Below are 26,141 nucleotides of genomic sequence, written 5' to 3'. Positions count from 1 at the left end.
GCATCCGAGTGGGAGGCCGTGATGGGGAGGTTTTGACTCCGCCGGGAGAAAACTAGAGATTCCTATGAATCGGGTCACGCCGAGGTCACGCGAGGACGCTCACGCCACCCCGGTGACCCGCCCCCGCTCCAGCACGTACCCCACCGCCACGGCCCCCGCGATGCAGAGCATGATCGGCGCCAGCATGTCCGGGCCCTGGTTCGTGAACTCCATCACCAGGAGCAGCGCCGTCAGCGGTGCGCGCATCGTCACAGCGAGGAAGGCCGCCGCGCCGAGCAGGGCGAAGGCCGCGATCGGCTCGCCGGGCCAGAGCAACTCCCACACGCCGCCGAGTGTCAGGCCGACGCCGGCGCCGATCGCGAACGACGGGGTCAGCGTGCCGCCGGCGGCGCCCGCCCCGATGGTCCCGACCGTCGCCGCGGTCTTGACCACGGTCGTCAGCAGGATGACCAGGACGGGCAGCGACGCCGACAGCGCGAGCTGGCCGAGGGAGCGGCCGTTGCCGAGGATCGCGGGCAGCCAGAGCGACACGACGCCGACCGCGGCGAAGACGAGCGGCATGACGATGAGGATGCCCCACGACTTCGGCCGGTGATTCTGGGCGAAGCGGGTCAACCGCACGAAACCGACGGCGGCGAAGCCGATGATCGGGCCGGCGAGGATCGCCCACACCACGATCTGCGGGCGCAGCGGGATCTGGTGCACGAGGTACAGCGGGTTGGCCGGCACCACCAGCCGGGCGACGAGTGCCGCGATCGCCGAGGTGGCGAGCGCGGGCAGCACCGTGGCGAAGCTGATCTCGGCGAGCAGGATCTCGATGGCGAAGACCGCGCCGCCGAACGGGACGTTGTAGACGGCGGCCAGGCCGGCGCCCGCGCCGCAGGCGACCAGGATGCGGCGCTCGCGTGCGCTCACGCCAGCGCGCTCGGACAGCCAGGACGCCCACCAGGCGGCGATCTCGCGCGGGGCGACCTCCCGGCCGATGGAGGCGCCGAGGCCCACGATGATCACCTGGAGGGCGGAGTTGAGGAGGGTGACGACGGCGGGCATCCTGCGGCCGCCGACCGCGGCCTCCACCGACACGATGGCGTGGCCGGGGCTGCGGCGTCCCCAGCGGCGCAGGAAGAACCAGCCGACCGCGCCGAGGATGCCGGCGAGGACCAGGGCGATGACGCGGTTCGCCGGCGGGGCTTCGAGGAGCCCCTCCAGGAAGGTCCCCTCCGAGTACCCGAACGCCAGGTGCTGGATGGTGTGGAGGCCGAGGTAGACCAGCCCGCCGCCCACTCCCGCGCCGACGCCGACGAGCGTGGTGACGACGACGAGCCTGATCAGCCAGGCGGGCGTGGCGCGCGAGGGCACGCGTCGGGAGGTGGGCACGCTCCCAGGCTACTGCCAGCCGTGACGCGTTCCGGTCACGGGGCCGCGAGGCCGCCGACCGTGAGCAGGTTCACCGTCGTGGCCGTGCACGCCGTGAAGTCGGCGTCCTTCACGAACAGCGAATCGGTCGCCCCCGGAGGGTAGACGCGGAACCCGTCGGCGGGCTGCGGCTTGCAGTCCGAGTCGGAGTAGTTCCCGGCCTGTGCGATCCGCAGCGGCGCCTGCGCGGTGCCTCCCGGCTGCAGGACGACCGTGTCGTGCGGGGTGCTGCGGTCGAACTGGGCCGGGCTGCCGAGCTGGGTGCCATTGCCGTTCCCGACGAACGAGACACCGGGCCAGCCCTGCAGCGAGCACTGCGATGAGCCGTTGTTGGTGAGGATGAGGGTGACCTCCACGTGGCCGGCCGCGCCGCCTCCACCCTTGCCGATGCTCCCGGCGAGGTCGGACGTGGCGCACTGGCCCTGGACGGGCTGCGAGGTGCTGGTCGCGGTCGGGCGCGGTGAGTCGGATGCGGCGTCGGGCGTGCTGACCGACGAGGCGGGCGACGACGACGGGTTCGTGCCTGCGGCGCAGCCGGCGAGGCCCCAGGCGAACGCCGCGGCGAGCGCGAGGGCGAGAGCGGGCCGGGCGATGGAGGCACGAGTCGAGGCGGACATGCACTATTCTCAGCACGCCCGGGCCCCGGCTCGTGCGAGGACTCGCCGCCCCGGGCCGAGATGCACTGGCAGTATGAAGGCATGAGAGCGCTCGGGACCTGGCTGGCACGCTTCTGGACGGTCGTCGTCCCCGTCATCGGAGTGGTCGTCCTGGTGGCGTTCTGGACGGTCGAACTGCAGCCGGTCGCGGTCGCGCTGATCGCGGTCGTGCTGGCCGGGACTGTGCTCGCCGCCGTGCAGCACGCGGAGGTCGTGGCGCACCGGGTGGGCGAGCCGTTCGGCTCCCTCGTGCTGGCCGTGGCGGTCACGATCATCGAGGTGGCGCTCATCGTGACGCTGATGACGACGGGCAAGGACTCCGCGACGCTCGCCCGGGACACCGTGTTCTCCGCGGTGATGATCACGATGAACGGGATCGTCGGCCTCAGCCTCCTGCTCAGCGCCAGCCGCAAGGAGACCACGACGTTCAACGCGCAGGGCAGCGGCGCCGCGCTGGGCACGGTGACGGCGATGGCCACCCTCACCATGGTGCTGCCGACGTTCACGGAGGCGACGCCGGGACCGGAGTTCTCGCCGGGGCAGCTCGCCTTCGCCGCGATCGCGTCGGTCGCGCTGTACGGGATGTTCGTCTTCACGCAGACGTTCGCGCACCGCGACTTCTTCCTCCCGGTCTCGCCCAAGGGCACGCCGCTGACCGAGGACAGCCACGCCGACGCGCCGACCACCCGCACCGCGCTGATCAGCGTCGGCCTCCTGCTCGTCGCGCTCGTCGCCGTGGTCGGGCTGGCCAAGCTGGAGTCCACCCCGATCGAGCGCGCCGTGACCGGGATCGGCCTCCCGCAGTCGTTCGTGGGCGTCATCATCGCGCTGCTCGTGCTGCTCCCGGAAGGCATCGCGGCCTCGAAGGCCGCGCGGCGCAACCGGATGCAGACCAGCCTCAACCTGGCGCTCGGCTCCGCGATCGCGAGCATCGGGCTCACCATCCCAGCGATCGCCGTCGCGTCGATCTGGCTGCCGGGGCCGCTGCACCTGGGGCTCGGGTCGTCTCAGATCGTGCTGCTGATCCTCACGGTGGTCATCAGCATCCTGACGATCATGCCGGGGCAGGCGGCGCGCATCAAGGGCGGCATCCACCTGATCGTCTTCGCCGCTTTCATCTTCCTGTCGATCGTGCCGTGACGACGGCGCGGCGTACGCTCCGACCATGAGCGAACGCGACTCCCGGGTGGACGCGTACCTGGCGCCGCTGCCGGCCTGGCAGCAGGAGGTCTTCGGCGAGCTGCGGGACATCCTGCACGCGGCGGACCCGGAGATCGAGGAGACGATCAAGCGCAGCGTGCAGCCGTACTTCGTGCTCGACGGGAACGTGGCGGCGTTCCTCGCGGCGAAGGACCATGTCAACCTGTTCGTCTACGACGGTGGGATCGTCCCCGACCCTGCCGGGCTCATCACGGCCGGCCACGACAACACGACCGCGCGCACCGTCGGCTTCCGGGAGGGCGACCCGATCGACCGGGAGGCGCTGCTGGTCTTCCTGCGGCGGCTGATCGCGGACAACCGCGCGGGCGGCTGGCGCAAGCTCACCGGGCGGCGCTGACCGCCGCGTCCCGCAATGCCGCGTCCCACAGTGTCTCGGCAGCGAGCCGGGCGGCCAACGGTGTCCCGCCGCACAGCGCAGCGCTCGCGGACGCGCCGTCGAACAGCAGTGTGAGCTGGACGGCGAGCACGTGCGGCGAGGCTGCCCCTGCTGCCTCGGCCTGGCGCTGGAAGTACGCGGTCAGCTCGCCCTTGAAGTGCTGCGCCACCTGCGCGGCCGGGTGGTCCCTGTCACGGAGCTCGGTGGCGACGTTGACGAACGGGCAGCCGAAGTAGTCGCCGGCCTCCGCGGCGCGATGGAGGGCGTCGTAGACGTGCAGCACCCGCTCGCGCGGGGTCCGGTCGTCGTCCCCCTGGCTGAAGTAGCCCGCGACCACGCGTGGGCCGTACTCGGTGAGCATGTCTGCGACGATCGCGTCCTTGCTCTCGAAGTGCTGGTAGATGGAGCGCTTGGAGACCTGGGCCTCCTGGGCGAGCCGGTCGACCCCGACCGCGTGGACGCCCTCACGGATGAAGAGCCGGGCGGCGGCGTCCAGCACACGCTCCCGGGGCTTCGGGCGCGGGATGGTCGTCGTGGTCATGCGTCGATTCTAGAGGCCGGGTTGCAGAAAGTAAACCGATCTGTGTACATTGTCGGAAACAGATCGGTTTACTTTTGGAGGAACAACCATGACCGACATCACCGGCCGCGTCGCACTCGTCACCGGCGCCAACCGCGGGCTGGGCGCCGCGTTCGTCGCCGAACTCCTCGAGCGCGGCGCCGCGAAGGTCTACGCCGCGGCACGCCGCCCCGAATCGGTCGTCGTCACCGACCCGCGCGTCGTCCCGCTCGAACTGGACGTGACCGACGCGGACAGCATCCGCCGGGCCGCCGAGGCCGCGACGGACGTGACGGTGCTCGTCAACAACGCCGGGATCGGGGTGAACCAGTCCCTGGTGAGCGGAGACCTGGACGCCATCCACCGCGAGTTCGACACCAACTTCTGGGGGCCGGTCCTCGTGACCCGCGCCTTCGCACCAGTGATCGCCGCCAACGGCGGGGGCGCGATCGTGAACATGCACTCCGCGCTGAGCTGGTACGCAATCGGCTCCTACAGCGCGGGCAAGGCGGCGCTGTGGTCCGCCAGCAACTCCGCCCGCGTCGAGCTCGCGCCGCAGGGCATCCAGGTGGTCGGTGTGCACGTCGGCTACGTCGACACCGAGATGGCCGCGCACGCGGACGGCTACAAGGTGCCGCCGGCGCAGGTCGTCGCCGAAGCGCTCGACGCCGTCGCGGCGGGAGACGCGGAGGCGATCGTCGGTGAGACCGCGCAGCAAGTGAAGGCGGTGCTCCACCAGGACGTGCGCGTCCTCTACCCCCAGCTCGCCAGGTAGGAGTCCGACGCGAAGCCGCGCGGCCGGATGCCCCACTGTGCGGTCCAGGTCTCGCCCGGCTCCACCCAGCGCAGACCCTGACCGGTGTTGAGCGCGTTCGCCGGGGCTGTCATCGGCTCCACGGCGAGCGCGACCTCCCCGGCCTCCTTCGTCGCGAAGGCCCGGTGGGTGAACACCTGGACGTAGGCGAACGACGCGTCGCCCCACAGCGTGACCGTGCGGCCGTCCGCCGCGGAGAGCACGTGCTCGACGGGCGAGCGCAGGTCGCCGAAGCCGTCGTTGAGGTCGAGGTCGGCCACGACGCCGCCCTCGGAGAGGTCGAACCGGGTGCCCGCGACGGGCGCTTCGCCGGTCACGTTCAGCCGGTCGTCGGTCTCGAACCGGGTGCCGGCGTGGACCGTCAGCGTGAGCTGCGTCGCCGGGACGTCCCCGATCCGGAGGTACGGGTGCGCGCCGATGGCGACCGGCGCGCTCCGCTCACCGCGGTTCGTCACGGTGTGCGTGACCGTCAGGCCCTCCGTGTCGAGCTCGTGCGTGACCGTGGTGTCGAGGATGAACGGGTAGCCGGCCTCCGGGTAGATCGTCGCCGCCTGGGTCACCGCCGAGTCGGTGCGCTCGACCAGCGCGTACGGGCGGTGGCGCAGGAGCCCGTGCGACGCGTTGCCGAGCGCCGGCTCGGTGAGGGCGAGCCGCTGCGGCACGCCGTCCAGCTCCCAGACGCCGTCCTTCACCCGGTTCGGCCACGGCATCAGCACGATGCCGTCGGCCGAGGGCGGCGTCGAGTCCTCCGGGAAGGGCTCCAGGATGTCCACTCCCCCGTACCGGAGGGTGCGGAGGCCGGCGGCCACCTGCGTGACCGTCGCGGTCAGATCGCCGAACTCGAGGTCGTACTGTTCTCCGGTCGGTGCGCGCATGGGGACAGCGTATTCCTAGGCGATGGTCACGGGCAGGCCTGCGGCCCGCAGCGCTCGCACGGCGTCCGCGTCGGCCGACTCTCCGGTGACGAGGCCGGCCACCTCCTCCAGCGCGGCGATGCGGCCGACGTGCGTACGGCCGAGCTTGGAGCCGTCGGCGACGACCAGAGCACGGCCCGAGGAGGCCACCATGACCCGTTTGAGGTCGGCCTCCGGGAGGTTCACATTGGTGATCCCGCCCACGGGGTCGACGCCCGTGCAGCCGATGAACGCCAGGTCGGCGTGGACGCGCTCCAGCAGCATCGAGGCCAGCGGCTCGACCAGAGAATGCTGCAGCGGCCGAAGCGTGCCACCGGTGACGACCACCTGGAAGCGCGGGATGGCCCGCTCCAGTTCGAGCGCGATGGTGAGGCCGTTGGTGATGACCGTCACGTCTTCCAGGTCGTCGCGATCGGCCAGGGTGCGAGCGATCGCGGCGGTCGTGGTGCCGACGTCGAGCAGGACGCTGCTGCCGGACGCGACCAGCGCCGCGGCGGCCGCGCCGATCCTGCGCTTCTCGTCGGCGGACGACTCCAGCGCCTCCTCGAAGCTCGCCTCGCGCGTGCCCGCACCGCGGAGCACGGCCCCGCCATGGACGCGGCGGATGCTCTGCTGGGCGTCGAGGGCGTCGAGGTCGGAGCGGACTGTGACGTCCGAGACCTGGAACGCCTCGCTCAGTTCAGCGACGCGGACGAACCCGGTGCGGCCGATCAGGTCGAGCATCCGCTCGCGGCGGAGGGCGGCGGGCAGCGGTTCGCTCATACCGGCAATGCTCCAGCGCTTACGTTTACTTGTCAATCCGCAAGTCAATCGGTACATTTGCTTTCGGAAACGAAAGGTAAGCATGGCCGCCATCACGAAGCGCCCGCACCGCCTGTCCGACGGTCGCGACCTCATCTACTACGACGACCCGGACTCCGCCCTCGACCCCGAGCGCGCCCCCGACCTCCGCGAGCCCGCGCCGCGGCCCGCCACCGCGACCATGCGCCAGGACCCGCTGACGGGCGAGTGGGTGTCCATCGCCGCCGCCCGGCAGAATCGCGTCATGCTGCCGCCGGCCGAGTTCGACCCGCTGGCGCCGGCCACGCCGGCCAACCCGTCCGAGATCCCGAGCGTCTACGACGTCGCGGTCTTCGAGAACAAGTCGCCGTCGTTCGGCCCGCTGCTGGAGGACGCGAACCAGCCCGTCGACCTCGACGACCTCACCGCTGTCGGCCTCGAGCGCACGCGCACCTCCGTCGGCCGTTGCGAGGTCGTCTGCTTCAGCCCCGCCACGACCGGCTCGTTCGGCAGCCTCACGCCGACCAGGGCGCGCACCGTCATCGAGGCGTGGGCCGACCGCACCGCCGCGCTCTCCGCCCTCCCGAACGTGCGCCAGGTGTTCCCGTTCGAGAACCGCGGGGAGGCCATCGGCGTCACCCTGCACCACCCGCACGGGCAGATCTACGCGTACCCGTACATCACCCCGCGAACGAGCGCCCTCATCCGGTCGCTGGAGAGCTACGGGCCGACGCTGTTCGCGGACATCCTGGAGCGCGAGCGCGCGTCGGAGCGGGTCATCCTCGCCGGCGAGCACTGGACGGCGTACGTGCCGTTCGCCGCGCGCTGGCCGATCGAGATCCACGTGCTGCCGCACCGGCACATCCCCGACCTCGCCGCCACGTCGGAGGCCGAGCGTGACGAGCTCGCCACCCTCTACCTGCGCGTGCTGCGCGGCGTCGACGCGCTCTACGACTCCCCCACGCCCTACATCGCGGCGTGGCACCAGGCGCCGGTCGACGCGCACCGCGACGACATCCGGCTCATGCTGCAGCTGACCTCCCCCCGCCGCGGCGCGGATAAGCTGAAGTTCCTGGCCGGCTCCGAGTCGGCGATGGGCGCGTGGATCGGCGACATCCCGCCCGAGCAGGCCGCCGCCGCGCTCCGCGAGGCCGTCGCCCGCGCCGACCGCGACGACCCGGTGGGCGAGCTGCCCGCCGGCATCTCCGGACTCGTGACCGTCCCCGCTCCCACCTCCACCCCCGAAGGAAAGATCCCCGCATGACCGACCTGCGCACCGGCGTCCGCGACGACTTCGTCTCGATCTTCGGCCGGGAACCCGACGGCGTCTGGTCGAGCCCCGGCCGGGTGAACCTGATCGGCGAGCACACCGACTACAACCTCGGCTTCGTGCTGCCGTTCGCGATCAACCGCCGCACCGTCGCTGCGCTCGGGCTGCGCGACGACCGCACCGTCCGGGTCGGCAGCACCTTCGCGGACGAGCTGGTGGAGATCGACCTCGACCGGCTCTCCCCCGACGCCCTCGACGGCTGGTCGGCCTACCCGCTCGGCGTCGCCTGGGCGCTCGGCGAGTTCGGCGCCGACCTCGCGGCCGTGCCGGGCTTCGACCTCCTGCTCGACTCCAACGTCCCGGTCGGCGCCGGCCTGTCGTCGTCCGCCGCGATCGAGGGCGCGACCGCTCTCGCGCTCAACGACGTGTGGCGGCTGGGCCTCGACCGCCAGACGCTCGCCCGCGTCGGCCAGCGCAGCGAGAACATCGTCGTCGGCGCCCCGACCGGCATCATGGACCAGTCCGCTTCGCTGCTCGGCCAGCAGGACGCCGCGGTGTTCCTCGACTGCCGCTCGCTGGAGTCGCAGATCGTGCCGCTCGGGCTCGAGGAAGCCGGCCTCGCCGTCCTCATCGTGGACACCGGCGTCACCCACGCGCACGCGACCGGCGGCTACGCCGAGCGCCGGGCGTCGTGCGAGGCCGGAGCCGCGGCGCTCGGAGTCGAGTCGCTGCGGGACGTGAGCGTGGACGACCTCCCGCGCGCCCGCGAGCTCCTGGACGACGTGACCTTCCGCCGGGTGCGGCACGTCGTGACCGAGGACCAGCGCGTCCTCGACACCGTCCGCATCCTCCGCGAGAGCGGCCCGACCGCGATCGGCGACCTGCTGGACGCCTCCCACGTCTCCATGCGCGACGACTTCGAGATCTCTGTCCCGGAGCTCGACCTCGCAGTGGAGACTGCGCAGGCCAATGGCGCGATCGGCGCCCGGATGACCGGCGGCGGCTTCGGCGGCTCGGCGATCGCGCTGGTGCCGGTCGACGCGCTCAGCCGCGTGCAGGTCGCGCTCGACGGGGCGTTCGCGGAGCACGGCTTCGGCCAGCCGGAGCTGTTCACGGTGAACGCGTCGGAGGGCTCGCGGCGCGAGAGCTGAGGCCGTTCATCCTCCCGTCACGCGGATTCGCCAGAATAGGACGATGAGCGCACCGGAGATCACCTGGCTGAGCCCCGACACGGTCCAGGTCCGCCAGCCGAAGTCGTCGCACTGGGAGGCGCCGTTCCTGTTCCTGCTGTTCGGGCGGGAGCGGGCGCTGCTCATCGACACCGGGGCGACGAACGACGAAGCGGTGTTCTCGCTGCGCGCGACGATCGACCGGCTGACGGCGGAGTGGCTGCGCCGCAACCCGGCCGTCTTCACCCGGCCGTATCCGCTCGTCGTGGCGCACAGCCACGCGCACCGCGACCACATCGCCGGCGACCCGCTGCTGGCCGGCCGGCCTGGGACGACGCTGGTCGGGACCACGCCCGCACAGGTGATCTCCTTCTTCGGATTCCGCTCCTGGCCGGAAGAGACGGTGGAGTTCTCGCTCGGCCGTCGCACTGTCGACGTTATCGGCGGCCCGGGGCACGAACCCTCGGCCGTGGCGTTCTTCGACCGCGAGACCGGCATCCTGTTCTCCGGCGACACGGTGCTGCCCGGGCATCTGTATGTGCGCGACCGCGCGCAGTACCGGGCGACGATCGAGCGGCTGATCCGCTTCCGGGACGCGCCGACCGCGCCCGTACGGGAGCTGCGCGGCGCGCACGTCGAGATGTCCGACACCCCCGGCGTCATCTACCCGCCCGGGACGCTCGACCAGCCGGACGAGCTGCCGCTTGCGCTGCCGCCGCGCATCCTCGACCGGGTGCTGTCGGCGCTGGACGAGGCGGGCGACGAGCCGGGGGCGCGCGTCGTGCGCCGGCGGTTCGTGCTCGTCGACGAGTGACCGCCGCCGCATCGTAAGGTGTGGGCATGACCATCATCACGCTCACCGACGGCTCCACCCCCCGCGTCGCGGACGACGCCTTCGTCGCGGCCGGCGCCGTGCTCGCGGGACGGGTGCGGCTCCTCGCGGGCTCCAGCGTCTGGTACAACGCGGTGCTGCGCGCGGAGGCGGAGGACATCGTGCTCGGCGAGCGCAGCAACCTCCAGGACAACGTGTCGTGCCATGTCGACCACGGCTTCCCGCTGACCATCGGCGCGGACGTCTCGGTCGGCCACAACGCCGTGCTGCACGGCTGCACGATCGAGGACGGCGTGCTGGTCGGGATGCACGCGACGGTGCTGAACGGCGCGGTCGTCGGCGCGGGCTCGCTGCTGGCGGCCGGGACGGTCGTTCTCGAAGGCGCGGTCATCCCGCCCGGATCGCTGGTCGCCGGAGTCCCCGGCAAGGTACGCCGCGAGCTCACCGAGGAGGAGCGCGCCGGCATCCTCCGCAACGCGAAGGCCTACCTCCAGCACGTCACGGAGCACCCGGCGGGCTGAGAGGTCCTAGGCCTCGGCGGGCTCGACCGGGCCGGGCTCGCCGCCGGTGATGCGGACGAGCTCGTCGAACGTCGTCGGGAAGACCGTGTGCGCGTGGCCGGCGGCGGCCCAGACCTCCGGGTAGCCGGCGAGCGCCACGTCCACGACCGTGCGCAGCCGCTCGGGATGCCCGAGCGGAGCGACGCCGCCGATCGTCTGGCCGGTCGCGGCCTTCACCGTCTCGGCGTCCGCGCGGCGGATGCGGCCGCCGAGCCGTTCGCCGAGGAACGCGGTGTCGACGCGGTGCGCGCCCGAGGTCATCACCAGCAGGGGCTCGCCGTCGATCGTGAAGACCAGGGAGTTGGCGATCGCCCCGACCTCCACGCCCAGCTCGGCAGCGGCCGAGACCGCGGTCGGCGTCGCGGACTCGAACCAGCGCACGCGCGGCTCGATCCCGGCCTCCAGCAGCGCGGCCTGCACCCGCTCGACGGCGGGATGCGTGCGCTCGTCCGCGGTCATGCCAGCGCCCGCTCCGCGGACTCCACCACGTTCTGCAACAGCAGCGCGCGCGTCATCGGGCCGACGCCGCCCGGGTTCGGCGAGACCCACGCGGCGACCTCGGCCACGTCGTCCGCCACATCGCCGGCGACCTTGCTCTTGCCCGTCACGGGGTCCTCCACCCGGCTCACGCCGACGTCGAGGACGATGGCGCCCGGCTTCACGTTGTCGGCGGTGACCAGGCCGGCCACGCCCGCGGCGGCGACGATCACGTCCGCGCTGCGCAGGATGCCGTCGAGGTCGACCGTGCCGGTGTGGGTGAGCGTCACGGTGGCGTTGTACTCGCGGCGGGTGAGCAGCGAGCCGATCGCGCGGCCCACGGTCACGCCGCGGCCGACGACCACGACGTGCTTGCCGTTCAGGTCGATGCCGTGCCGCAGCATCAGCTCGATGACGCCGCGCGGCGTGCACGGCAGCGGCGTCGTGATCGGCCGGTTGACGTTCAGCACCAGGCGGCCCAGGTTCGTCGGGTGCAGGCCGTCGGCGTCCTTCGCGGGGTCGACCAGCTCCAGGATCGCGTCGGTGTCGATGTGCGACGGCAGCGGGAGCTGGACGATGAACCCGGTGCAGTCCGGGTCGTCGTTCAGGTCCTCGACTACGGCCTCGAGCTCCGCCTGCGAGATGTCCGCGGGCAGGTCGCGGCGGATGGAGGCGATGCCGACCTCCGCGCAGTCGCGGTGCTTGCCCGCGACGTACCACTGCGATCCCGGGTCGTCGCCGACCAGGATCGTGCCGAGCCCCGGCACGACGCCCTGCTCGCGCAGCGCGCTCACGCGCCCCTTCAACTCCGCCTTGATCTCGGCCGCCGTGGCCTTCCCGTCCAAAACCTTCGCCGTCACTCCGGCCTCCATCCATCTGTTCCTGAGTTGTGCACGCGACAACGCCGTGCCGTCCCGTGCACAACTGGCGGAACGGATGGAGTGGGTGGGGCTAGATGGAGGACGGCAGCTCGACGGGGAAGGCGTCCTGGCCGGACGGGGTCAGGCCCGGGTAGAGCGGGAACGCCGCCGTGAGCGCGTCGACGCGGGCGCGGAGCGCCTTGGTGTCGGCGCCGGGACGCAGCGCGAGCGCGATGATGTCGGCCACCTCGGTGAACTCGGTGTCGCCGAACCCGCGGGTCGCGAGCGCCGGCGTGCCGATCCGGAGGCCGGAGGTCACCATCGGCGGGCGCGGGTCGAACGGCACGGCGTTGCGGTTGACGGTGATGCCGACCTCGTGGAGGACGTCCTCCGCCTGCTGGCCGTCGAGTTCGGAGTGGCGCAGGTCGGCGAGCACGAGGTGCACGTCGGTGCCGCCGGTGAGGACATCGACGCCGACCTCGCGCGAGTCGTCGGCGGTGAGGCGCTCGGCGAGGAGCTTGGCGCCGCGGACGGTGCGCTCCTGGCGGTCCTTGAACTCCTCGGTCGCGGCGAGCTTGAACGCGGTCGCCTTGGCGGCGATCACGTGCATGAGCGGGCCGCCCTGCTGGCCGGGGAAGACGTTCGAGTTGAGCTTCTTGGCGAGCTCCATGTCGCGGCTGAGGATGAAGCCGGAGCGCGGGCCGCCGATGGTCTTGTGCACGGTCGAGCTGACGACGTCGGCGTGGGGCACGGGCGACGGGTGCAGCCCGGCGGCCACGAGGCCTGCGAAGTGCGCCATGTCCACCCAGAGCTTGGCGCCCACCTCGTCCGCGATCTCGCGGAACGCGGCGAAGTCGAGCTGGCGCGGGTAGGCCGACCAGCCGGCGATGATGACCTGCGGCTTGTGCTCGATGGCCTTGTCGCGCACGACGTTCATGTCGACGGTGAAGGACTCCGGGTCGACGCCGTAGGCGACCGCGTTGTAGAGCTTGCCGGAGAAGTTGAGCTTCATCCCGTGGGTCAGGTGGCCGCCGTGCGCGAGCTCCAGACCGAGGATGGTGTCGCCGGGGGTGGCGATGGCCGACAGGACGGCCGCGTTGGCGGACGCGCCGGAGTGCGGCTGGACGTTGGCGTACTCGGCGCCGAACAGGCTCTTCGCCCGGTCGATCGCCAGCTGCTCGGCGATGTCGACGTACTCGCAGCCGCCGTAGTAGCGGCGGCCCGGGTAGCCCTCGGCGTACTTGTTCGTCAGCACCGAGCCGACGGCTTCGAGAACCGCGCGCGGAACGAAGTTCTCCGAGGCGATCATCTCGAGGTAGTCGCGCTGGCGGCCGAGCTCGAGCTGCAGCACCTCCGCGATCTCGGGATCGACCTCCGCCAGCGGGGCGGTGAAGGTGGACGGAAGGGTGTCGGTCACAATCGGCTCCTTGAAAACAGGGATGGACAATCGTCGTGCATCGACCCAGGCGCGCGGCCGAATCCATCCGTTCGTTCGAGGTAACCGTTGTCGCTCCCCGATGGTGACCATCTGAGCGCCAGTCGCGACGTGAGCAAGCATAGCAAAGGGGCGCGGATCGGGCCCCTGCTCATCCGCTGGAGGCCTTGCTGATTAGTTAGGAGGCCTGCGATACTCGCTCAAGGTCGTCCCGCGGGTGGGCAGCGCCGGCCGAAACCCCGAGAATCCCCCTGACGTGGTTAGGAGCATCCGTGGTCGTGCCTCGTCCCGCCCAGCTCGAGAACACGGGCGACGCGCCCTTCACGCTCCTCCCCGGAGCCAGGATCATCGTGGCGGGCCCCGGCGCCGACGCGGTCGGCCGGCTGCTGCGCGTCGAGCTCGCCACGGACTGCCGGCGCGAGCTCGCCGTCGTCCACGAGCCTCCCGCGTTCGGCGACATCGCCATCGTGATCGCGGACGACGAGGGACCGGCCGGGCACCCCGCCGAGGGGTACACGCTGGAGGTCGCGGCCGAGGGCGTGCGGATCGGCGCGGCGACCGCCGCCGGCGCGTTCTGGGGCGTCCAGACGCTGCGCCAGCTCGTCCCGGCGGAGTGCGAGGGCGACCCGCTGACGGTCGAGGCGGTCCGGCTCGCCGACCACCCGCGCTTCGCCTACCGGGGCGCCATGCTCGATGTGGCGCGCCACTTCTTCCCGGTCGCCGACGTCAAGCGATTCATCGACGCGATCGTCCTACTGAAGGTCAACCACCTCCACCTGCACCTCACCGACGACCAGGGCTGGCGCATCGAGATCGCCTCCTGGCCGGAGCTGACCCGGATCGGCGGCTCGACGGGCAGCGACGGCAGCCACGGCGGCTTCTACACGGTCGACGACTACCGCGACCTGGTCGCCTACGCCGCCGAGCGGCACGTCACGATCGTCCCAGAGCTCGACATGCCGGGACACACGAACGCGGCGCTCGCGTCCTACCCGGAACTCAACCCGGACGGCGTCGCGCCCGCGCTCTACACGGGGTCGAGGGTCGGCTTCAGCACTCTGCGCACCGGGGATCCGGTCACCGACGGCTTCGTGCGCGACGTGGTCCGCGAGGTCGCCGCCCTCACGCCCGGCCCGTACCTGCACATCGGCGGCGACGAGTGCCTGAGCACGTCGGCGACGGACTTCGAGACCTTCGTCCGCCGGGCGGCGGAGCTCGTCGCGGAGGCGGGCAAGATCCCGGTCGGCTGGCACGAGATGGGCCGGGCCGGCGGGCTCCCCGAGGGGACCGTCGGTCAGTACTGGTCGTTCCGCACGCCGCGCGACGACGCGGCCGAGGAGGCGCTCGCGTTCGTGCGGGGCGGCGGCGCGGTGATCATGTCGCCGGCCGATGTCGCGTACCTCGACATCGTGTACGAGGAGGGCGACCCGATCGGCCAGGACTGGGCCGACGGCCCGACGGACCTGCGCAGCTCGTACGAGTGGGATCCGGCGCGGATCGTGCCGGGCCTCGGCGACGCGCACATCCTCGGCGTGGAGGCCCCGGTCTGGACGGAGACCATCGCGACGATCGAGGAGGTCGAGCGGATGGTGTTCCCGCGACTCGCCGCCGTCGCTGAGATCGGCTGGTCGGAGGCCCCCGCCGACACGGCCGACGTGCTGTCGACGCGCGACTTCGAGGACTTCGCCCACCGGGTCGAGCGCCTCGCGGAGCACTGGGACGCGCTCGGGACGGCGTATCGCCGGGTGGCGGAAGTGCCCTGGCCGGAGGACGCCACCCGCTGAGGCGCGGCCCCCGGAGGATGTGAAGGAGCCGGTGACCTGTGAGGTCACCGGCCCCTTTCCGTCGGCGGGCGTCAGGCTCGCCGGGTCGCGATCGTCACGCGGCGGCGGTCTCCGCGGTGCGACGACGACGACGGACGAGCATCAGGACGACGCCCGCGCCCACGAGGAGCACGGCCGAGCCGGCGATGCCCGCGATCGCGATGTCCGAACCGGTCATCGCGAGGCCACCGCCGTTGCCGTTGCCGTTGCCGCCTGCACCGGCGCCCGCGCCGTTGTCGTTGTCGTTGCCGTCGCCGGTCGGGTTCGCGACCTTCACCACGAAGGTGTCCCAGACCGAGCCGTCGGCCTTGAGGGCCTGGAAGGTGTACTGAGCGCCCGCCTGCATGGGCATGACGAACGCGAAGGTGTGCGACCCGTCGTCCTCCGCCGACTTGCTGAACTCCGCCGTCGTGTCAGCCGGGACGTCGGTCCGCAGCGAAGCGGTGGTCGCCGTGTGCCCGTTCACGCCGGTGAGGGTGTGTGTGACGGTCTCGTTCGCGTCGTACGCGCCCGCCGGAGCGGTGTACGTGACCGTCTCACCCGGGTCGACGAGGTACTTGTCGAGCGAGCCGTGCAGCTCGTCGTTGTTCTGGTAGTCCGCGTTGGCGGCAGCCGCGGGCGCGAGCGCCAGTGCCAGTGCGACGAGGCCGCCGAACAGTTTCTTCTTCATGGGTTCTCCTTTGTAGGGGATGGTGGAACGGGCCGGCCGGAGCGGTTCGGTCAGCCGCAGGTCCCGGGCTCGGCGTAGTGCTCGAACTCGGTGGCGGTGGGGGTGGCGACGATGCGCTCGACGGTCGGTGAGCGCGTGGGCAGGGCGGCGAACTCGGCGACGACGACCGAGACCGCCCCCGGGGCGAGATCCACCGTGGCGATCGACACGGAATGGCCGTCGATCACCCGCGTGATGGCGGTGACCGCCTCGCCGTCGACGCTGACGCGCGTCGGACGCAGGCTGTCGGTCGTGGCGAACTGCACCTGCGTCCGGATGTGCCCGGTCGTCAGGTCCGGTACGTGCGGCCCGGTGACCACCCACGGGTACGAGGCGATGTCCTCGGGGGCCGTCGACACCAGCGTCGCGGTGGCCGTGACGGTGCGGCCGGTCTTCTTCCCCGTGCTGGCCTTCCCTGTGCTGGCCTTCCCTGTGCCGCTCTTCCCGGTGTCGCCGGCCGACGGGGTCGCGGCCGGAGCGTGGCAGGTGGCGGTGACGGAGCCCTCGAGGAAGGTGTCCATCTTGCCGGCCGTCTCGTCGGCCAGGAAGACGCCGACGGGCGCTCCATCGTCGGTGAGCTGGGCGAGCGGTCCCGCGAGCGGGCCGCCGGCGAGCTCGCGCTGCAGTTCGCCGTCCGCGAGCCAGATCGAGATCCTGCCCTGGTCGACGGCCATGCCCAGCGCCTTCAGCACGGGCACGGTGCCGGTCCCCGCGCCGAACAGCTTGTCGAACATGACGCGCGTGAGCTCGCCGAAGAAGGCGTCCTGCTGATCGCGGCCGCCGATCTCGAGGTAGACGTCCCGGAGGAGGACCTTCGACGCGTTGTCCTTGTTCAGAACGCGCCCGTCGACCGTGATCGGCCCGGTCGCCTCCAGCAGCAGGCCGATGGACGCGGTGTCGATCGACACCACCCCGTCGAGCTCGGCGCCGAGCGCCGCGCGCCAGTGGGCGGCCGTGAGCTCGCCGCTCCGCGAGAAGTCGGGCGTGAGGTTGACGTTCTGGATGTAGCTCCCGAGCCGCGTGCCGAAGAGCGCCCGTTCCTCCGGGGTCACCGGGATCGCCGCGCCGGCGGGCGGGTTCAGATCCTCGGGGACCAGCTGCCGTCCCAGCTCGATGCGGCCGCCGTCGGCGGTCAGCTCGGACATGGCGCCGGCGATCCCGCCCGTGGTGCGGAGCTCGGCGTTGTTGTTGAACAGCAGCGCGTAGTTCTTCGCGCGGGCCCCGCCGATCGCGCCGGGGAGCACGCGGGCGGCGACCGAGAGCGAGGAGACGGTGCCGTGGAGCCCGTCGACCAGTTCCTCGGCCTCCCGGACGCCGGAGGCGAGCGGGGGAAGGAGAGGACCGGACTCGGCCTCGCGCAGCATCGTGCGGCCGCGTTCCAGCGCGCGTTCCGCCGTGCGGAGCCCCGCGGCGGCGCCTGCGACGGTCTCGGTGTCGACCGTGCGGTCGGCGAGGGACACAGCGGTCTCCAGCCGTGCGAGGTCGGTCACCACGGGCGTCAATCCCCTGCCGACGGCCTCGTGGAGCGCTTCGACGGTGAGCCGATATGAGCGGAGGTTGGCGCCGACGAACGGGACGATCTCGGATGCACGCCAGACGACGTCGCCGGTCAGTCCCTCGGCGTCCTCCAGGCGTGCGGCGACCGCGCGGAGCCGGTCGCTGCGCGAGGCGGCGGACACCGGGTCCGCGGCGACCGCCGCGACGGCCGCGCTCGCCTCGGCGCGCGCTGCTGAGACGTCGCCGTACGAGATGGCGGCACGGGCGCCCACCCATACCGAGCAGGCGACGACGACGAGCGCCAGGGCGCCGAGCGAGAGGAGCACGACGCGCTTGGCGCGCGCGGGCCGGGCCGCTCTCGCGCGGCGGCGCGTTCGACCGCTCATGGGTACCCGATTCCTTTCGACATCGGGACCCATGCTGTCGTCGGCACGCGAGCGGATCACGGCCGATTCGCGGATTTACGTGCGTCCCGGTCGAGGTTCCGTGCAGATCGCGATACCTTACGTGGAGCGGCTTACATGGTGCGTATTACCGTGGCCCCAGCAGTCCAATCCCACGTCTTCTGGAGCCAGCCGATGATCGATCCCCGCGCCGCGGCGTCCGCTCTGCTCGCGGGCAGAGAGCGGATCCTCGCGCTCGTGCGCGAGCTCCTGTTCTCCAGCGACGCCGACGTCGATCTGGTCGGTCCCCGGCACAGCGGGCGCTCGACGGTGGTCGACGCCGTGGCGTCCTCGGCGGTCGACGCGCGCCGAACGGTTCTGCGCGTGAACGGCGTCCGCTCATTGCGGGAGAGCCCGCTCGCGGCCCTCCACGCCGCCGGATTCGGGGTCGTCCCCTCCGGCGAGCGCCGTACCGCCTCTCCCCTGCAGCAGGCCATCGACGCCCTCACGGCCGTGCTCGGGTCCGGTCCGGCGGCGCTCCTGCTGGACGACGCGGACCTCCTGGACGACGCCTCGACCGGCGCGATCGACGCCGTGCGCCGCGCGACGCGCACACCCGTGCTGCGCACCCGCGCCCGCATGGACGACGGGTCGTCGGCCGCCTACGTGATCGAGCTGGAGCCGCTCGAGTACGGCGAGCTGCGGTCGGTCGTGGTCGAGCGGCTCGGCGCGCCGGTCGATCCGGGTGCGATGAGCCGCGTGTACTCCCTCTGCGGCGGCAACGTCGGCCTCGCGCTCGCGCTCACCGAGCTCGCCGTCCTCGAGGGCCGGCTCGCCCTCCGCTCCGGCGCGTGGTGTGCGACCGGAGAGCTGTGGAGCAGATCGCTCCGCGGCGCCCTCGAAGGGCAGCTCTCCGGGCTCGCCGCGGCCGAGCGCGCGGCGCTCGAACGGATCGCCGTGACCGGCGCCGGCGATGTGGCCTCGACGCGCGGCCTGGTCGACCCCGTCGCCCTGGACGGGCTCGCCGCGGCCGGCGTCCTCCGGATCGTGCCTCATCGCGGGCGCAGGCTGATCGCTCTCGACCCGCCGGTGCTGGGAGCCCATCTTCGTGACCGCGCCCAGGTGGACGCGCCGCGCACGGACGCGGCGTTCGTGCAGTTCGTGCACGCCGCCGCGGACTCCCTCCGCGAGGAGTCGGCGGCGGCCTGGCGCGAGCGGCCCGAGCCAGCGACGGCACTCGGGCTCGCGCGCGCCCTGATGGCGGACACCGGTCTGGCGCCCGGCTGCGGGGCCGAGCTGGACGCCGTGCTGACCGCCTCCGCGGAACTGCCGGGCGATCCGCTCGACGTGGCGGAGCTCGCCGTGCTCCGCGCCCGCCGATCGGTCGCCCTCGGCGCGGCGCCCGGCGCCGCCGTCGACGCGCTGCGCGCGGAGATCGCCGGGCTCGGCCCGTTCGAGCGGCTGGCCGACGCCGCAGCGGTCATGCTCGCCGTGGAGATCGGCGCCGAGCCGGCTGTGCAGGAGGAGCGGCTGCGCGACGACCCCGATCTTCCGCCTCCTGTCCGCTCCCGGCTGATCGAGGCGGCCCGCGCCGTCGCCCTGCGGCGTGGACGGTTCGAGGACGCGGTCCGACTCCTCGACACGCTCGCCGCGGTGCCCGGCGCGTCCGCGTCCTCCCGCGAGGCCGCCGCGCACGCGTATGCGCTCCTCGGCGCGGGGCGGCACGCCGACGCCGTCGCCTGGGCCGAACGCGGCGCGGCCGCCGCCCGCGAACGTCTCGACGCCGGCGCGGTGCGCGAGCACAGCGTCGCACTCGGGCTCTGCCATCTGCTCGCCGACCGCCCCACCGACGCGGCCGGCGCGCTCACGACGGCGTCGGCGCTCGGCACGCCGGCCGTCCCCGGCGCGGCGATCCAGGTCGCGCTCAACGTCCTCACGGCCGTGATCGCCGTGCGGCGGGGCGACACGTCGCTCGCCGAGCGCATCCGCGACGAGCTCGCCGCCGGGCTCCCCGCGTCGTCCGGCGAAGGCGCGCCGTCCGCCGTGCGGGTGGGGGTGCAGTGGGTCGAGGCTCAGCTCGCCGCCGGGCGGGGGCGCCCCGACGAGGCCGCCGAACTGCTCCGCGAGCTCTCGTCCACCCTTTCGCTGCACGGCGAGCTGCCCACGGCCGCGCTCGCACTGCTGACGTCGCTCGAGCACGCGATCGACGACGCGGGGCTGGAGGAAGCGCGCGCGTTGCTCGAGCGTCAGCAGTCCGAGCTCCACGACGCTCACCTCGCGTTCGTCCGTGCCCGTGCGGAGCCTGGCGGGGTGGACCTCCCCGCGCTCGCGGAACGTCTCGCCAGCACCGGCCGGGCCGGGCCGGCCGCGGCGCTTCAGTGCCCGACGGGAGAGGCCACGGACAGCGGGGGGTTCTTCTCGACGCCGATCGCCCTGACCGATCGCGAGCGCGAGATCACCAGACTTGTGGCCGCCGGGCTCAGCAATCCGGAGATCGCCTCCCGGCTCGTCCTCAGCGTCCGCACCGTGGAGAGCCACGTCAGCAGGGTGATGCGCAAGACCTCGGCGGCGAACCGCGGCGAGCTGGTGGCGCTGGCGGTGCGGCTCGCGCCGTAGTCCGGCAGCTCAGGGATAGCCCACGAACCACAGCAGCACGAGCGCCGCCGGTTGCAACGCGATCCCCACCGTGAGCACGATGGTGCGTGCCCTCCGGTTCCCGGTCAGGCCCGGCGCGCCCGCCAGGGGCGCCAGCGGCATGAGGAGGCGGAACAGGCTCTGCTGGGGCAGGAAGACCGCGAACAGGTAGAGAGCGTAGCTGGCCGCGTACGCCACCACCTCCGTCCCCAGCGCGCGGATGCTGGGGCGGTTCAGCAGCCAGACGTATCCGCCGATGGCGGCCACGACGAGCAGGGCGCCCGCGACGCTCGCGTACCGCCAGGTGAAGAGGAACCACGGGGTCAGCGGGACGAACGCGACGCGTCCGATGAAACCGGTCCACCAGGACAGCTCGGTCTCCACATAGGCGCCGGGCGTCCCGGTGACCGTCGCCGCGATCAGCGGCCAGGCCAGTCCGGCCACGGCGGTCGCCGCGCCGGCCACGATCATCGCCGCACGCTCGTGCGCGCCGAAGGGCTCGCCTCCGCGGCGTGCCCGGAGTGCGCGGATCAGGAACACGATCCCGAGGGCGAGCGGAAGGGCGAGCTCCCCTGGCCGCGTGAACGCGGCTGCGACCCCGAACGGGATCACCGTCCAGTACCTCCGCGTCATCATCGCCAGCAGCGCGGCGAACAGCAGGAGGAAGAACAGGCTCTCGGCGTAGGCGATCTGCAGGACGAACGACAGCGGCCCGAAGCAGAAGAACACGGCCGCCCACAGACCGCTGACCGAGCCGACCCGCGACGCGACGACCCGGTAGAGCACGAGACTGGCGGCCGCCCCGCAGAGCACGGCGACCAGCACGCCCGCCGCAGGGAAGCCCAGCCCGGTCGCCGTCATCAGCGCACGCACGATCAGCGGATACAGCGGCAGGAACGCCCACTCGTTCTGCTGGACGTCCCCGTCGGAGTCGACGGGCAGCGTCGACGGGTAGCCGTGCTCGACGATCCGCCAGTAGTACGAGGCGTCCCAGGTCCCCGCGAAACCGAGGAAGGTCGGGTGCGTCTGCGGGCTTCCGCCCTCCCAGTGCATCGCACCCGCGACCAGATACAGCGCCAGCATGAGCAGGGTCGTCAGCACCCGGGAGGCCGCATAGACGCCGAGGACGCCGGCCCACCAGGGCATCTCCCAGCGGAACAGCCGCACGCGGGCGGACTGGGTCACGGGCCCGGCGGGATCCGCCGGGTGCAGCGAACTCGTGATACCGGCCGTCATCGTCTTCGATGCTACTCCGCGCGGATGCAGTGGTGCATCGGCGCAGTTCTGCGTATCGGGGCGCCCGCGTCGCGCCACACGCGCGGGCGCCCCAGCCGGGGAACGCTACTTCACGCTGCCCGCCGTCAGGCCTCCCACCAGGCGCTTCTCGATGAGCGCGAAGAGGATGACCACCGGGATGACCGCGACGACCGAGACCGCGAAGACGTACTGCCAGGCCGCGTCGTACTGGCCCACGAACTTCGTGAGCGCCACCGACAGCGGCTGGTTCGCGTCCGTGGACAGGATGACCAGGCTCGCCGCGAACTCGTTCCAGGAGGCCACGAACGTGTAGATGATCGCCGTGACGATGCCCGGCCAGACCAGCGGGAGCTGGACGCGCAGCAGCACCGTCCACTTCCCCGCGCCGTCGAGCTGGGCCGCCTCGTCGACCTCCTTGGGCACGCCCGCGAAGAACGTGTGCATGATCCAGATCGCGAATGCCAGGTTGAAGGCGGCGTTGACCAGGATCATCGCCAGCCAGGTGTCGTTGATCCCGAGCGCCACCATCTCCTTGAACAAGCCGGTCGCCAGCACCGTCGGCTGCAGCATCTGCGTGACGATCACCAGGAACAGGAACACCCCGCGGCCCGGGAACCGGAACCGCGCCGTGTAGTACGCCGCCGGCACGCAGACCAGGAGCACGAGCACCGTCGCGAACACCGAGATCACGATGGTCGAGATCAGGTTGAGCGGCAGCGGTGTCTCCGGGGTGGACCACATGGTGATGTAGTTCTCCGGGTGCCACTGCGTCGGCAGGTAGGTCGGCGGGACGGCGAGGATGTTGTCCCTGCTCTTGAACGAGCCGACCAGCATGATCAGGTACGGCGCGATGAAGACCAGCGCGATCACGACGCCGGCGATCACCTTGCCCGCGACCCGCCAGGAGAAGCCCGAGCGCGGGCGGCGGCGGGGCGCGGAGGCGCGCGCGGGCGCTCCGGCGAGCGCGACGGGGGCTGGCGCGGTCACGAGACCTCCTTCATCGGCTTCACGATCCACAGGTAGAGCGCCACGACCACCAGCACGATCAGGAAGTTGATCACGCTGAGCGCGCTGGACAGGTCGATGCGCTGCTCGTTCTGCAGCAGCTTGAACACGTACGTGGTCGTCGTGTCGGCCTTGTAGCCGGGGATCGAGCCGGTCATCAGCTTGAGGATCGGCAGCGAGTTGAAGACGTTGATGATGTTGATGAGGCTGGCGAGCGCGATCGCGGGACGCAGGTTGGGCAGCGTCACCCCGAAGTAGGAGCGCACCGCCCCCGCGCCGTCGACCTTGGCAGCCTCCAGCATGTCGCCGGGGATGCCGGCGAGCCCGGCCAGGATCGTATACGTGGTGAACGGCAGCGACACGAACACCGCGATCGCGATGGACGACAGGAACGCCGGCAGCGGCTCCTTGGTGAAGCCGAACGGCTGAGCGAGCAGGTGGATGTCGACCAGGAACTTGTTGATGATCCCGTAGAACGGGTCGAGCCCGTAGACGAACACCGTCGTGGTCATCACGACGCTCGCCGCCCACGGGACGATGATCGCCATCCGGACCCAGCGCCGGCCAGGGAAGTTCTTGTCGAGGAACTGCGCCAGCGCCAGCGAGATCACCACGGTGATGACCACCACCGAGACGACCCAGATGAACGTGTTGAGGAGGATGCCCGGGACCTCCGGGCGGGAGAGCACCGTGACGTAGTTCTGCAGGCCGACCGATCCGTGGTCGACGCCGGCGACCGAGATCTTCCGCGTCGAGTTGAAGATCATGTAGCCGGCAGGGAACAGCACGATGCCGAAGATGAGGATGAGCGCCGGCAGCGTCCAGGGCACCGCGTTCCACAGCGTGGTGGTGTTGCCGTGCCTGGCGCGCGGCGCCCCGCGACGGGGACGGCTGGTGGCCGCCCCCGTCGTGGTCGTTTCGATCGTCGAGCTCATGCCGCTGTTACTGGCCCGAAGCCTTCGACTGGATGGACTTCAGCAGGTCGGACGGGTTCGCGCCCTGGCCGAGCTGGCCGATCTGGCTCTGGATGGCGCCCTGGGCGGCCGACCAGTTCGGGTTCGTCGACGGGTAGAACTTGGCGTTCGGCAGCAGGTCGAGGAACGGCTTGATGGTCTCGTCCGAGCCCATCTTGTCCGCGCCGGACTTGGTGGTGGGCAGGAAGCCCTCCTCTCCGACCCACTTCGTGTACACGGCCGGCGTGTAGAAGTAGTCGAGGAACTTCTTGATCGCGTCCTTCTTGTCGGTCTTGTTCTTGAACGCCATCAGGTGGTCCGCGACGCCCAGCGTGAAGGCCGAGCCGTCCTTGGTCGGGATCGGCGCGATCCCGTACTTGAGCGACGGGTTCTTGTCCTTGATCTGGCCGACGATCGGCGGGAGGCCGATCTGCATGCCGAGCTGGCCCTGGATGAAGACGTTCATCAGCGGCGTGCGGTTGGTCGAACCGGGGTTCGCCTCCGTCAGGCCCTGGTTGATGATCTTCTGCATCTCGGTGGCGCCGGTGACGTTCTCCGCGCTGTCGATCGTCAGCGTCTTGGCGTCGCCGTAGCCGCCGCCCGCGCCGTAGAACCAGATCGCGGTCTCGGCCTGGGCCTCCTCGGCGCCGAGCGGCATGCCGTACGGCGTCACGCCCGCGGCCTTCAGCTTGGCGGCGTCGGCCTCGAAGTCCGCCCAGGTCTTGGGCGGGTCGGTGATGCCGGCCTTGGCGAAGTCGTCCTTGTTGTAGAACAGGGCGCGCGCCGAGGCGATGAAGGGCAGGCCCCACTGGGTGCCGTCGATGCTCGCGTTCTTGTTGAACGCCGGCTGGAAGTCGTTGAGCGTCTGGGACGAGACGATGTCCTTGGCCGGGTAGAGCAGGTCGTCGGCGGCGAAGCCGGCGAACGCGTCGATGTTCAGGATGTCCGGCTGCTTGCCGGCCTGGATGCGCGTCTTGATGACGTTGTTGATGTCCGTCCACGACTCGACGTCGAGGTTGACCGTGATGCCCTTGTTGGCGGCCTCGAAGTCCTTGATGATGCCCTGCCACTCGGCCTTGGTGTTGTCCGAGTAGCTGGCGACCATCAGGTTGAGCTGGCTGCTTCCGCTTGCCGAGCCCCCCGAGCCTCCACTGAAGCCGCAGGACGCGAGCGTCAGGGTCGCGACCGCCGCTGATGCGACGGCGGCTGACCACCGCAGAGACTTCTTCATCGACTTTCCTCACTCTCGATAAGGATCCCGGACCGTCGCCGAAGGTGCTGCAGGTGCGCGACGGTGCGTATCTGGATGATGCTTCGTGATCCATTTCGCGAAGAAACAATCACATGCACTCAATTGATGCTCGAATAATTGCGCATACCCGGGGTGCGCGTCAAGGAACCCGAGCCAGATCGTTACATGGGATTTACATGGACGCCACGGATTCCCAGCCCACCCGGGGTTAACGATTGAAATTGATCAGTAGACAGAGATAACGCTCATAAGCAATCATTGACCTGACCGAATCGTCGCGCACGACGTGGGCAGCCACGCGAACCGACCGACAGGAGCGAGCAGTGACAGACATCCCCCAGGAAGCGCACGCGGAAGCGCACGCGGAAGCGCGCGCGGGAGCGCACATGGAGGCCGAGCTGCGCTCGCAGCCGGAGACCTGGGCCCGCGCGGCCGCACTCACCGACGAGCAGGCGCTGCTCCCCGCGTCCGGCCAGCGCATCGCGGTCGTCGGCTGCGGCACGTCCTGGTTCATGGCGCAGTCGTACGCGGTGCTGCGCGAGTCCGCCGGTCACGGCCTCACCGACGCGTACGCCGCCTCCGAGGCCGTGCTCGACCGCGACTACGACGCGATCGTCGCCATCAGCCGCTCCGGCACGACGACGGAGGTCATCGAGCTGCTCGACGCTGTCCGGACCAGGCCACGTCGGCCGCGGACGATCGCGCTGGTCGGGGCTCCAGGGACTCCCCTCCCCGACCTGGCGGACGACACGATCCTGCTGCCCTTCGCCGACGAGACCTCGGTCGTCCAGACCCGCTTCGCGACGACGGCGCTCGCGCTGATGCGCGCCTCCCTCGGTCACGACCTCGGCGCCGCCGTCGAGCAGGCCGCCGCGGTGATCGACGAGGACCTGGACGACGCTCTCGTCTCGGCCGACCAGTACAGCTTCCTCGGCGCCGGCTGGACCGTCGGCCTGGCCCACGAGGCCGCGCTCAAGATGCGCGAGGCCTCCCAGTCCTGGACCGAGTCGTACCCGGCGAAGGAGTACCGGCACGGGCCCATCGCGATCGCCGCTCCCGGCCGCGTCACCTGGATGCTGGGCGACGCCCCCGCCGGGCTCGCCCAGGACGTCGCGGCCACCGGCGCACGGTACGAGGACGCGCCCATCGACGGCCTCGCCGACCTGGTCCGCGCGCAGCGCGTCGCCTTGGAGCGCGCACGCCGCGCCGGGCTCGACCCCGACCGTCCCCGCAACCTGACCCGCTCCGTCATCCTGACCCCGTGAACACGCAGGCCGCCCCGCACGACG

At 71.6% G+C, this 26,141-nt stretch carries 24 protein-coding genes and 1 riboswitch; of the genes, 10 read left to right on the top strand and 14 right to left on the bottom strand.

What is annotated here, in order from left to right:
- Positions 1 to 99: 99 nt before the first annotated feature.
- Together F1C12_RS20235 and F1C12_RS20230 are read right to left on the bottom strand one after the other, a co-directional pair.
- Positions 100 to 1,377 (bottom strand): chloride channel protein, encoded by a 1,278-nt coding sequence (locus F1C12_RS20235; protein WP_258046034.1) that lies wholly within the window; start codon positions 1,375 to 1,377, stop codon positions 100 to 102.
- Between the two features lie 35 nt (positions 1,378 to 1,412).
- Positions 1,413 to 2,033 (bottom strand): DUF4232 domain-containing protein, encoded by a 621-nt coding sequence (locus F1C12_RS20230; protein ID WP_185276604.1) that lies wholly within the window; start codon positions 2,031 to 2,033, stop codon positions 1,413 to 1,415.
- Between the two features lie 81 nt (positions 2,034 to 2,114).
- Here F1C12_RS20230 and F1C12_RS20225 point away from each other — a divergent pair, with 81 nt between their 5' ends.
- Both F1C12_RS20225 and F1C12_RS20220 read left to right on the top strand, forming a co-directional pair.
- On the top strand, positions 2,115 to 3,212 hold the full coding sequence (locus tag F1C12_RS20225; protein WP_185276603.1) for a calcium:proton antiporter: 1,098 nt from the start codon (positions 2,115 to 2,117) through the stop codon (positions 3,210 to 3,212).
- A gap of 25 nt (positions 3,213 to 3,237) precedes the next feature.
- A complete protein-coding gene (locus tag F1C12_RS20220; protein ID WP_185276602.1) occupies positions 3,238 to 3,630 on the top strand; it encodes a DUF1801 domain-containing protein in 393 nt (130 codons plus the stop codon).
- On the opposite strand, the gene F1C12_RS20215 is transcribed toward F1C12_RS20220, so the two are convergent.
- The gene (locus tag F1C12_RS20215; protein ID WP_185276601.1) at positions 3,614 to 4,210 is read right to left on the bottom strand and encodes a TetR/AcrR family transcriptional regulator; all 597 of its coding nucleotides are present in this window, start codon (positions 4,208 to 4,210) and stop codon (positions 3,614 to 3,616) included. The genes F1C12_RS20220 and F1C12_RS20215 overlap by 17 nt on opposite strands.
- An 88-nt stretch (positions 4,211 to 4,298) precedes the next feature.
- Between F1C12_RS20215 and F1C12_RS20210 the strand changes: the two genes are divergently transcribed.
- Positions 4,299 to 5,003: an SDR family oxidoreductase gene (locus F1C12_RS20210; protein WP_185276600.1), complete on the top strand. Its 705-nt coding sequence runs from the start codon at positions 4,299 to 4,301 to the stop codon at positions 5,001 to 5,003.
- Here F1C12_RS20210 and F1C12_RS20205 read toward each other — a convergent pair.
- Together F1C12_RS20205 and F1C12_RS20200 are read right to left on the bottom strand one after the other, a co-directional pair.
- Positions 4,982 to 5,917 (bottom strand): aldose 1-epimerase family protein, encoded by a 936-nt coding sequence (locus F1C12_RS20205; RefSeq protein ID WP_185276599.1) that lies wholly within the window; start codon positions 5,915 to 5,917, stop codon positions 4,982 to 4,984. The two genes, F1C12_RS20210 and F1C12_RS20205, sit on opposite strands and share 22 nt — an antisense overlap.
- A gap of 15 nt (positions 5,918 to 5,932) precedes the next feature.
- Entirely contained in the window at positions 5,933 to 6,718 is a 786-nt protein-coding gene (locus F1C12_RS20200) for a DeoR/GlpR family DNA-binding transcription regulator (RefSeq protein ID WP_185276598.1), read from the bottom strand.
- An 82-nt stretch (positions 6,719 to 6,800) separates the two neighbouring features.
- On the opposite strand from F1C12_RS20200, the gene galT reads away from it, so the two are divergent.
- The 4 genes from galT to F1C12_RS20180 are packed head-to-tail and all read left to right on the top strand — an operon-like array spanning position 6,801 to position 10,528.
- Positions 6,801 to 8,000 (top strand): galactose-1-phosphate uridylyltransferase, encoded by a 1,200-nt coding sequence (galT, locus tag F1C12_RS20195; protein ID WP_185276596.1) that lies wholly within the window; start codon positions 6,801 to 6,803, stop codon positions 7,998 to 8,000.
- Positions 7,997 to 9,157, top strand: coding sequence for a galactokinase (gene galK / locus F1C12_RS20190; RefSeq protein WP_185276595.1), 1,161 nt, complete (start codon positions 7,997 to 7,999; stop codon positions 9,155 to 9,157). Before galT ends, galK begins: the two co-directional genes overlap by 4 nt.
- Positions 9,158 to 9,200: 43 nt before the next feature.
- Positions 9,201 to 9,989: an MBL fold metallo-hydrolase gene (locus F1C12_RS20185; protein WP_185276593.1), complete on the top strand. Its 789-nt coding sequence runs from the start codon at positions 9,201 to 9,203 to the stop codon at positions 9,987 to 9,989.
- 26 nt (positions 9,990 to 10,015) lie between these two features.
- On the top strand, positions 10,016 to 10,528 hold the full coding sequence (locus F1C12_RS20180; RefSeq protein ID WP_185276592.1) for a gamma carbonic anhydrase family protein: 513 nt from the start codon (positions 10,016 to 10,018) through the stop codon (positions 10,526 to 10,528).
- 6 nt (positions 10,529 to 10,534) lie between these two features.
- On the opposite strand, the gene F1C12_RS20175 is transcribed toward F1C12_RS20180, so the two are convergent.
- From F1C12_RS20175 to glyA, 3 genes are all read right to left on the bottom strand, one after another.
- Positions 10,535 to 11,026 carry a YbaK/EbsC family protein gene (locus tag F1C12_RS20175; protein WP_185276591.1) on the bottom strand — a complete coding sequence of 164 codons (492 nt, stop codon included), beginning with the start codon at positions 11,024 to 11,026 and terminating at the stop codon, positions 10,535 to 10,537.
- Positions 11,023 to 11,904 (bottom strand): bifunctional methylenetetrahydrofolate dehydrogenase/methenyltetrahydrofolate cyclohydrolase, encoded by an 882-nt coding sequence (locus F1C12_RS20170; protein WP_185276590.1) that lies wholly within the window; start codon positions 11,902 to 11,904, stop codon positions 11,023 to 11,025. The genes F1C12_RS20175 and F1C12_RS20170 overlap by 4 nt, the downstream gene beginning before the upstream one ends.
- A 91-nt stretch (positions 11,905 to 11,995) precedes the next feature.
- Positions 11,996 to 13,321: a serine hydroxymethyltransferase gene (gene glyA / locus F1C12_RS20165; protein ID WP_308457994.1), complete on the bottom strand. Its 1,326-nt coding sequence runs from the start codon at positions 13,319 to 13,321 to the stop codon at positions 11,996 to 11,998.
- Between the two features lie 36 nt (positions 13,322 to 13,357).
- A riboswitch (ZMP/ZTP riboswitch) is annotated at positions 13,358 to 13,457 on the bottom strand.
- Between the two features lie 154 nt (positions 13,458 to 13,611).
- On the opposite strand from glyA, the gene F1C12_RS20160 reads away from it, so the two are divergent.
- Positions 13,612 to 15,123 carry a family 20 glycosylhydrolase gene (locus tag F1C12_RS20160; protein ID WP_185276589.1) on the top strand — a complete coding sequence of 504 codons (1,512 nt, stop codon included), beginning with the start codon at positions 13,612 to 13,614 and terminating at the stop codon, positions 15,121 to 15,123.
- A 94-nt stretch (positions 15,124 to 15,217) separates the two neighbouring features.
- Here F1C12_RS20160 and F1C12_RS20155 read toward each other — a convergent pair whose 3' ends face one another.
- Together F1C12_RS20155 and F1C12_RS20150 are read right to left on the bottom strand one after the other, a co-directional pair.
- Positions 15,218 to 15,832 (bottom strand): hypothetical protein, encoded by a 615-nt coding sequence (locus tag F1C12_RS20155; protein ID WP_185276588.1) that lies wholly within the window; start codon positions 15,830 to 15,832, stop codon positions 15,218 to 15,220.
- A gap of 50 nt (positions 15,833 to 15,882) precedes the next feature.
- The gene (locus F1C12_RS20150) at positions 15,883 to 17,754 is read right to left on the bottom strand and encodes a DUF4012 domain-containing protein (protein ID WP_185276587.1); all 1,872 of its coding nucleotides are present in this window, start codon (positions 17,752 to 17,754) and stop codon (positions 15,883 to 15,885) included.
- 192 nt (positions 17,755 to 17,946) lie between these two features.
- Here F1C12_RS20150 and F1C12_RS20145 point away from each other — a divergent pair, with 192 nt between their 5' ends.
- Complete coding sequence (locus F1C12_RS20145) at positions 17,947 to 20,367, top strand: helix-turn-helix transcriptional regulator (RefSeq protein WP_185276586.1); 2,421 nt, start codon at positions 17,947 to 17,949, stop codon at positions 20,365 to 20,367.
- Positions 20,368 to 20,376: 9 nt separating this feature from the next.
- On the opposite strand, the gene F1C12_RS20140 is transcribed toward F1C12_RS20145, so the two are convergent.
- From F1C12_RS20140 to F1C12_RS20125, 4 genes are all read right to left on the bottom strand, one after another.
- Positions 20,377 to 21,621 (bottom strand): mannosyltransferase family protein, encoded by a 1,245-nt coding sequence (locus F1C12_RS20140; RefSeq protein WP_185276585.1) that lies wholly within the window; start codon positions 21,619 to 21,621, stop codon positions 20,377 to 20,379.
- Positions 21,622 to 21,726: 105 nt separating this feature from the next.
- Entirely contained in the window at positions 21,727 to 22,629 is a 903-nt protein-coding gene (locus F1C12_RS20135) for a carbohydrate ABC transporter permease (RefSeq protein WP_185276584.1), read from the bottom strand.
- Positions 22,626 to 23,582 (bottom strand): carbohydrate ABC transporter permease, encoded by a 957-nt coding sequence (locus F1C12_RS20130; protein ID WP_185276583.1) that lies wholly within the window; start codon positions 23,580 to 23,582, stop codon positions 22,626 to 22,628. The genes F1C12_RS20135 and F1C12_RS20130 overlap by 4 nt, the downstream gene beginning before the upstream one ends.
- A 7-nt stretch (positions 23,583 to 23,589) precedes the next feature.
- The gene (locus tag F1C12_RS20125; protein WP_185276581.1) at positions 23,590 to 24,831 is read right to left on the bottom strand and encodes an extracellular solute-binding protein; all 1,242 of its coding nucleotides are present in this window, start codon (positions 24,829 to 24,831) and stop codon (positions 23,590 to 23,592) included.
- Positions 24,832 to 25,238: 407 nt separating this feature from the next.
- Between F1C12_RS20125 and F1C12_RS20120 the strand changes: the two genes are divergently transcribed.
- A complete protein-coding gene (locus tag F1C12_RS20120; protein ID WP_185279089.1) occupies positions 25,239 to 26,117 on the top strand; it encodes an SIS domain-containing protein in 879 nt (292 codons plus the stop codon).
- Positions 26,118 to 26,141: the final 24 nt, after the last annotated feature.

Origin of the sequence: Leifsonia shinshuensis, from assembly GCF_014217625.1 — a bacterium.
In the GTDB taxonomy this organism is placed as follows: domain Bacteria; phylum Actinomycetota; class Actinomycetes; order Actinomycetales; family Microbacteriaceae; genus Leifsonia; species Leifsonia shinshuensis_A.
The sequence above is the reverse complement of the archived record's forward strand: the minus strand, read 5'-3'. Positions and strand labels throughout refer to the sequence as shown.

What these genes read in the sequence shown, in the direction of transcription:
- F1C12_RS20200 (WP_185276598.1), bottom strand. Translation starts at nt 6,718, where the DNA reads ATGAGCGAACCGCTGCCCGCCGCCCTCCGCCGCGAGCGGATGCTCGAC.
- galT (WP_185276596.1), top strand. Translation starts at nt 6,801, where the DNA reads ATGGCCGCCATCACGAAGCGCCCGCACCGCCTGTCCGACGGTCGCGAC.
- F1C12_RS20225 (WP_185276603.1), top strand. Translation starts at nt 2,115, where the DNA reads ATGAGAGCGCTCGGGACCTGGCTGGCACGCTTCTGGACGGTCGTCGTC.
- galK (WP_185276595.1), top strand. Translation starts at nt 7,997, where the DNA reads ATGACCGACCTGCGCACCGGCGTCCGCGACGACTTCGTCTCGATCTTC.
- F1C12_RS20130 (WP_185276583.1), bottom strand. Translation starts at nt 23,582, where the DNA reads ATGAGCTCGACGATCGAAACGACCACGACGGGGGCGGCCACCAGCCGT.
- F1C12_RS20150 (WP_185276587.1), bottom strand. Translation starts at nt 17,754, where the DNA reads ATGAGCGGTCGAACGCGCCGCCGCGCGAGAGCGGCCCGGCCCGCGCGC.
- F1C12_RS20140 (WP_185276585.1), bottom strand. Translation starts at nt 21,621, where the DNA reads ATGACGGCCGGTATCACGAGTTCGCTGCACCCGGCGGATCCCGCCGGG.
- F1C12_RS20125 (WP_185276581.1), bottom strand. Translation starts at nt 24,831, where the DNA reads ATGAAGAAGTCTCTGCGGTGGTCAGCCGCCGTCGCATCAGCGGCGGTC.
- F1C12_RS20220 (WP_185276602.1), top strand. Translation starts at nt 3,238, where the DNA reads ATGAGCGAACGCGACTCCCGGGTGGACGCGTACCTGGCGCCGCTGCCG.
- F1C12_RS20205 (WP_185276599.1), bottom strand. Translation starts at nt 5,917, where the DNA reads ATGCGCGCACCGACCGGAGAACAGTACGACCTCGAGTTCGGCGATCTG.
- F1C12_RS20155 (WP_185276588.1), bottom strand. Translation starts at nt 15,832, where the DNA reads ATGAAGAAGAAACTGTTCGGCGGCCTCGTCGCACTGGCACTGGCGCTC.
- F1C12_RS20185 (WP_185276593.1), top strand. Translation starts at nt 9,201, where the DNA reads ATGAGCGCACCGGAGATCACCTGGCTGAGCCCCGACACGGTCCAGGTC.
- F1C12_RS20215 (WP_185276601.1), bottom strand. Translation starts at nt 4,210, where the DNA reads ATGACCACGACGACCATCCCGCGCCCGAAGCCCCGGGAGCGTGTGCTG.
- F1C12_RS20180 (WP_185276592.1), top strand. Translation starts at nt 10,016, where the DNA reads ATGACCATCATCACGCTCACCGACGGCTCCACCCCCCGCGTCGCGGAC.
- F1C12_RS20210 (WP_185276600.1), top strand. Translation starts at nt 4,299, where the DNA reads ATGACCGACATCACCGGCCGCGTCGCACTCGTCACCGGCGCCAACCGC.
- F1C12_RS20230 (WP_185276604.1), bottom strand. Translation starts at nt 2,033, where the DNA reads ATGTCCGCCTCGACTCGTGCCTCCATCGCCCGGCCCGCTCTCGCCCTC.
- F1C12_RS20175 (WP_185276591.1), bottom strand. Translation starts at nt 11,026, where the DNA reads ATGACCGCGGACGAGCGCACGCATCCCGCCGTCGAGCGGGTGCAGGCC.
- F1C12_RS20120 (WP_185279089.1), top strand. Translation starts at nt 25,239, where the DNA reads ATGGAGGCCGAGCTGCGCTCGCAGCCGGAGACCTGGGCCCGCGCGGCC.
- F1C12_RS20145 (WP_185276586.1), top strand. Translation starts at nt 17,947, where the DNA reads ATGATCGATCCCCGCGCCGCGGCGTCCGCTCTGCTCGCGGGCAGAGAG.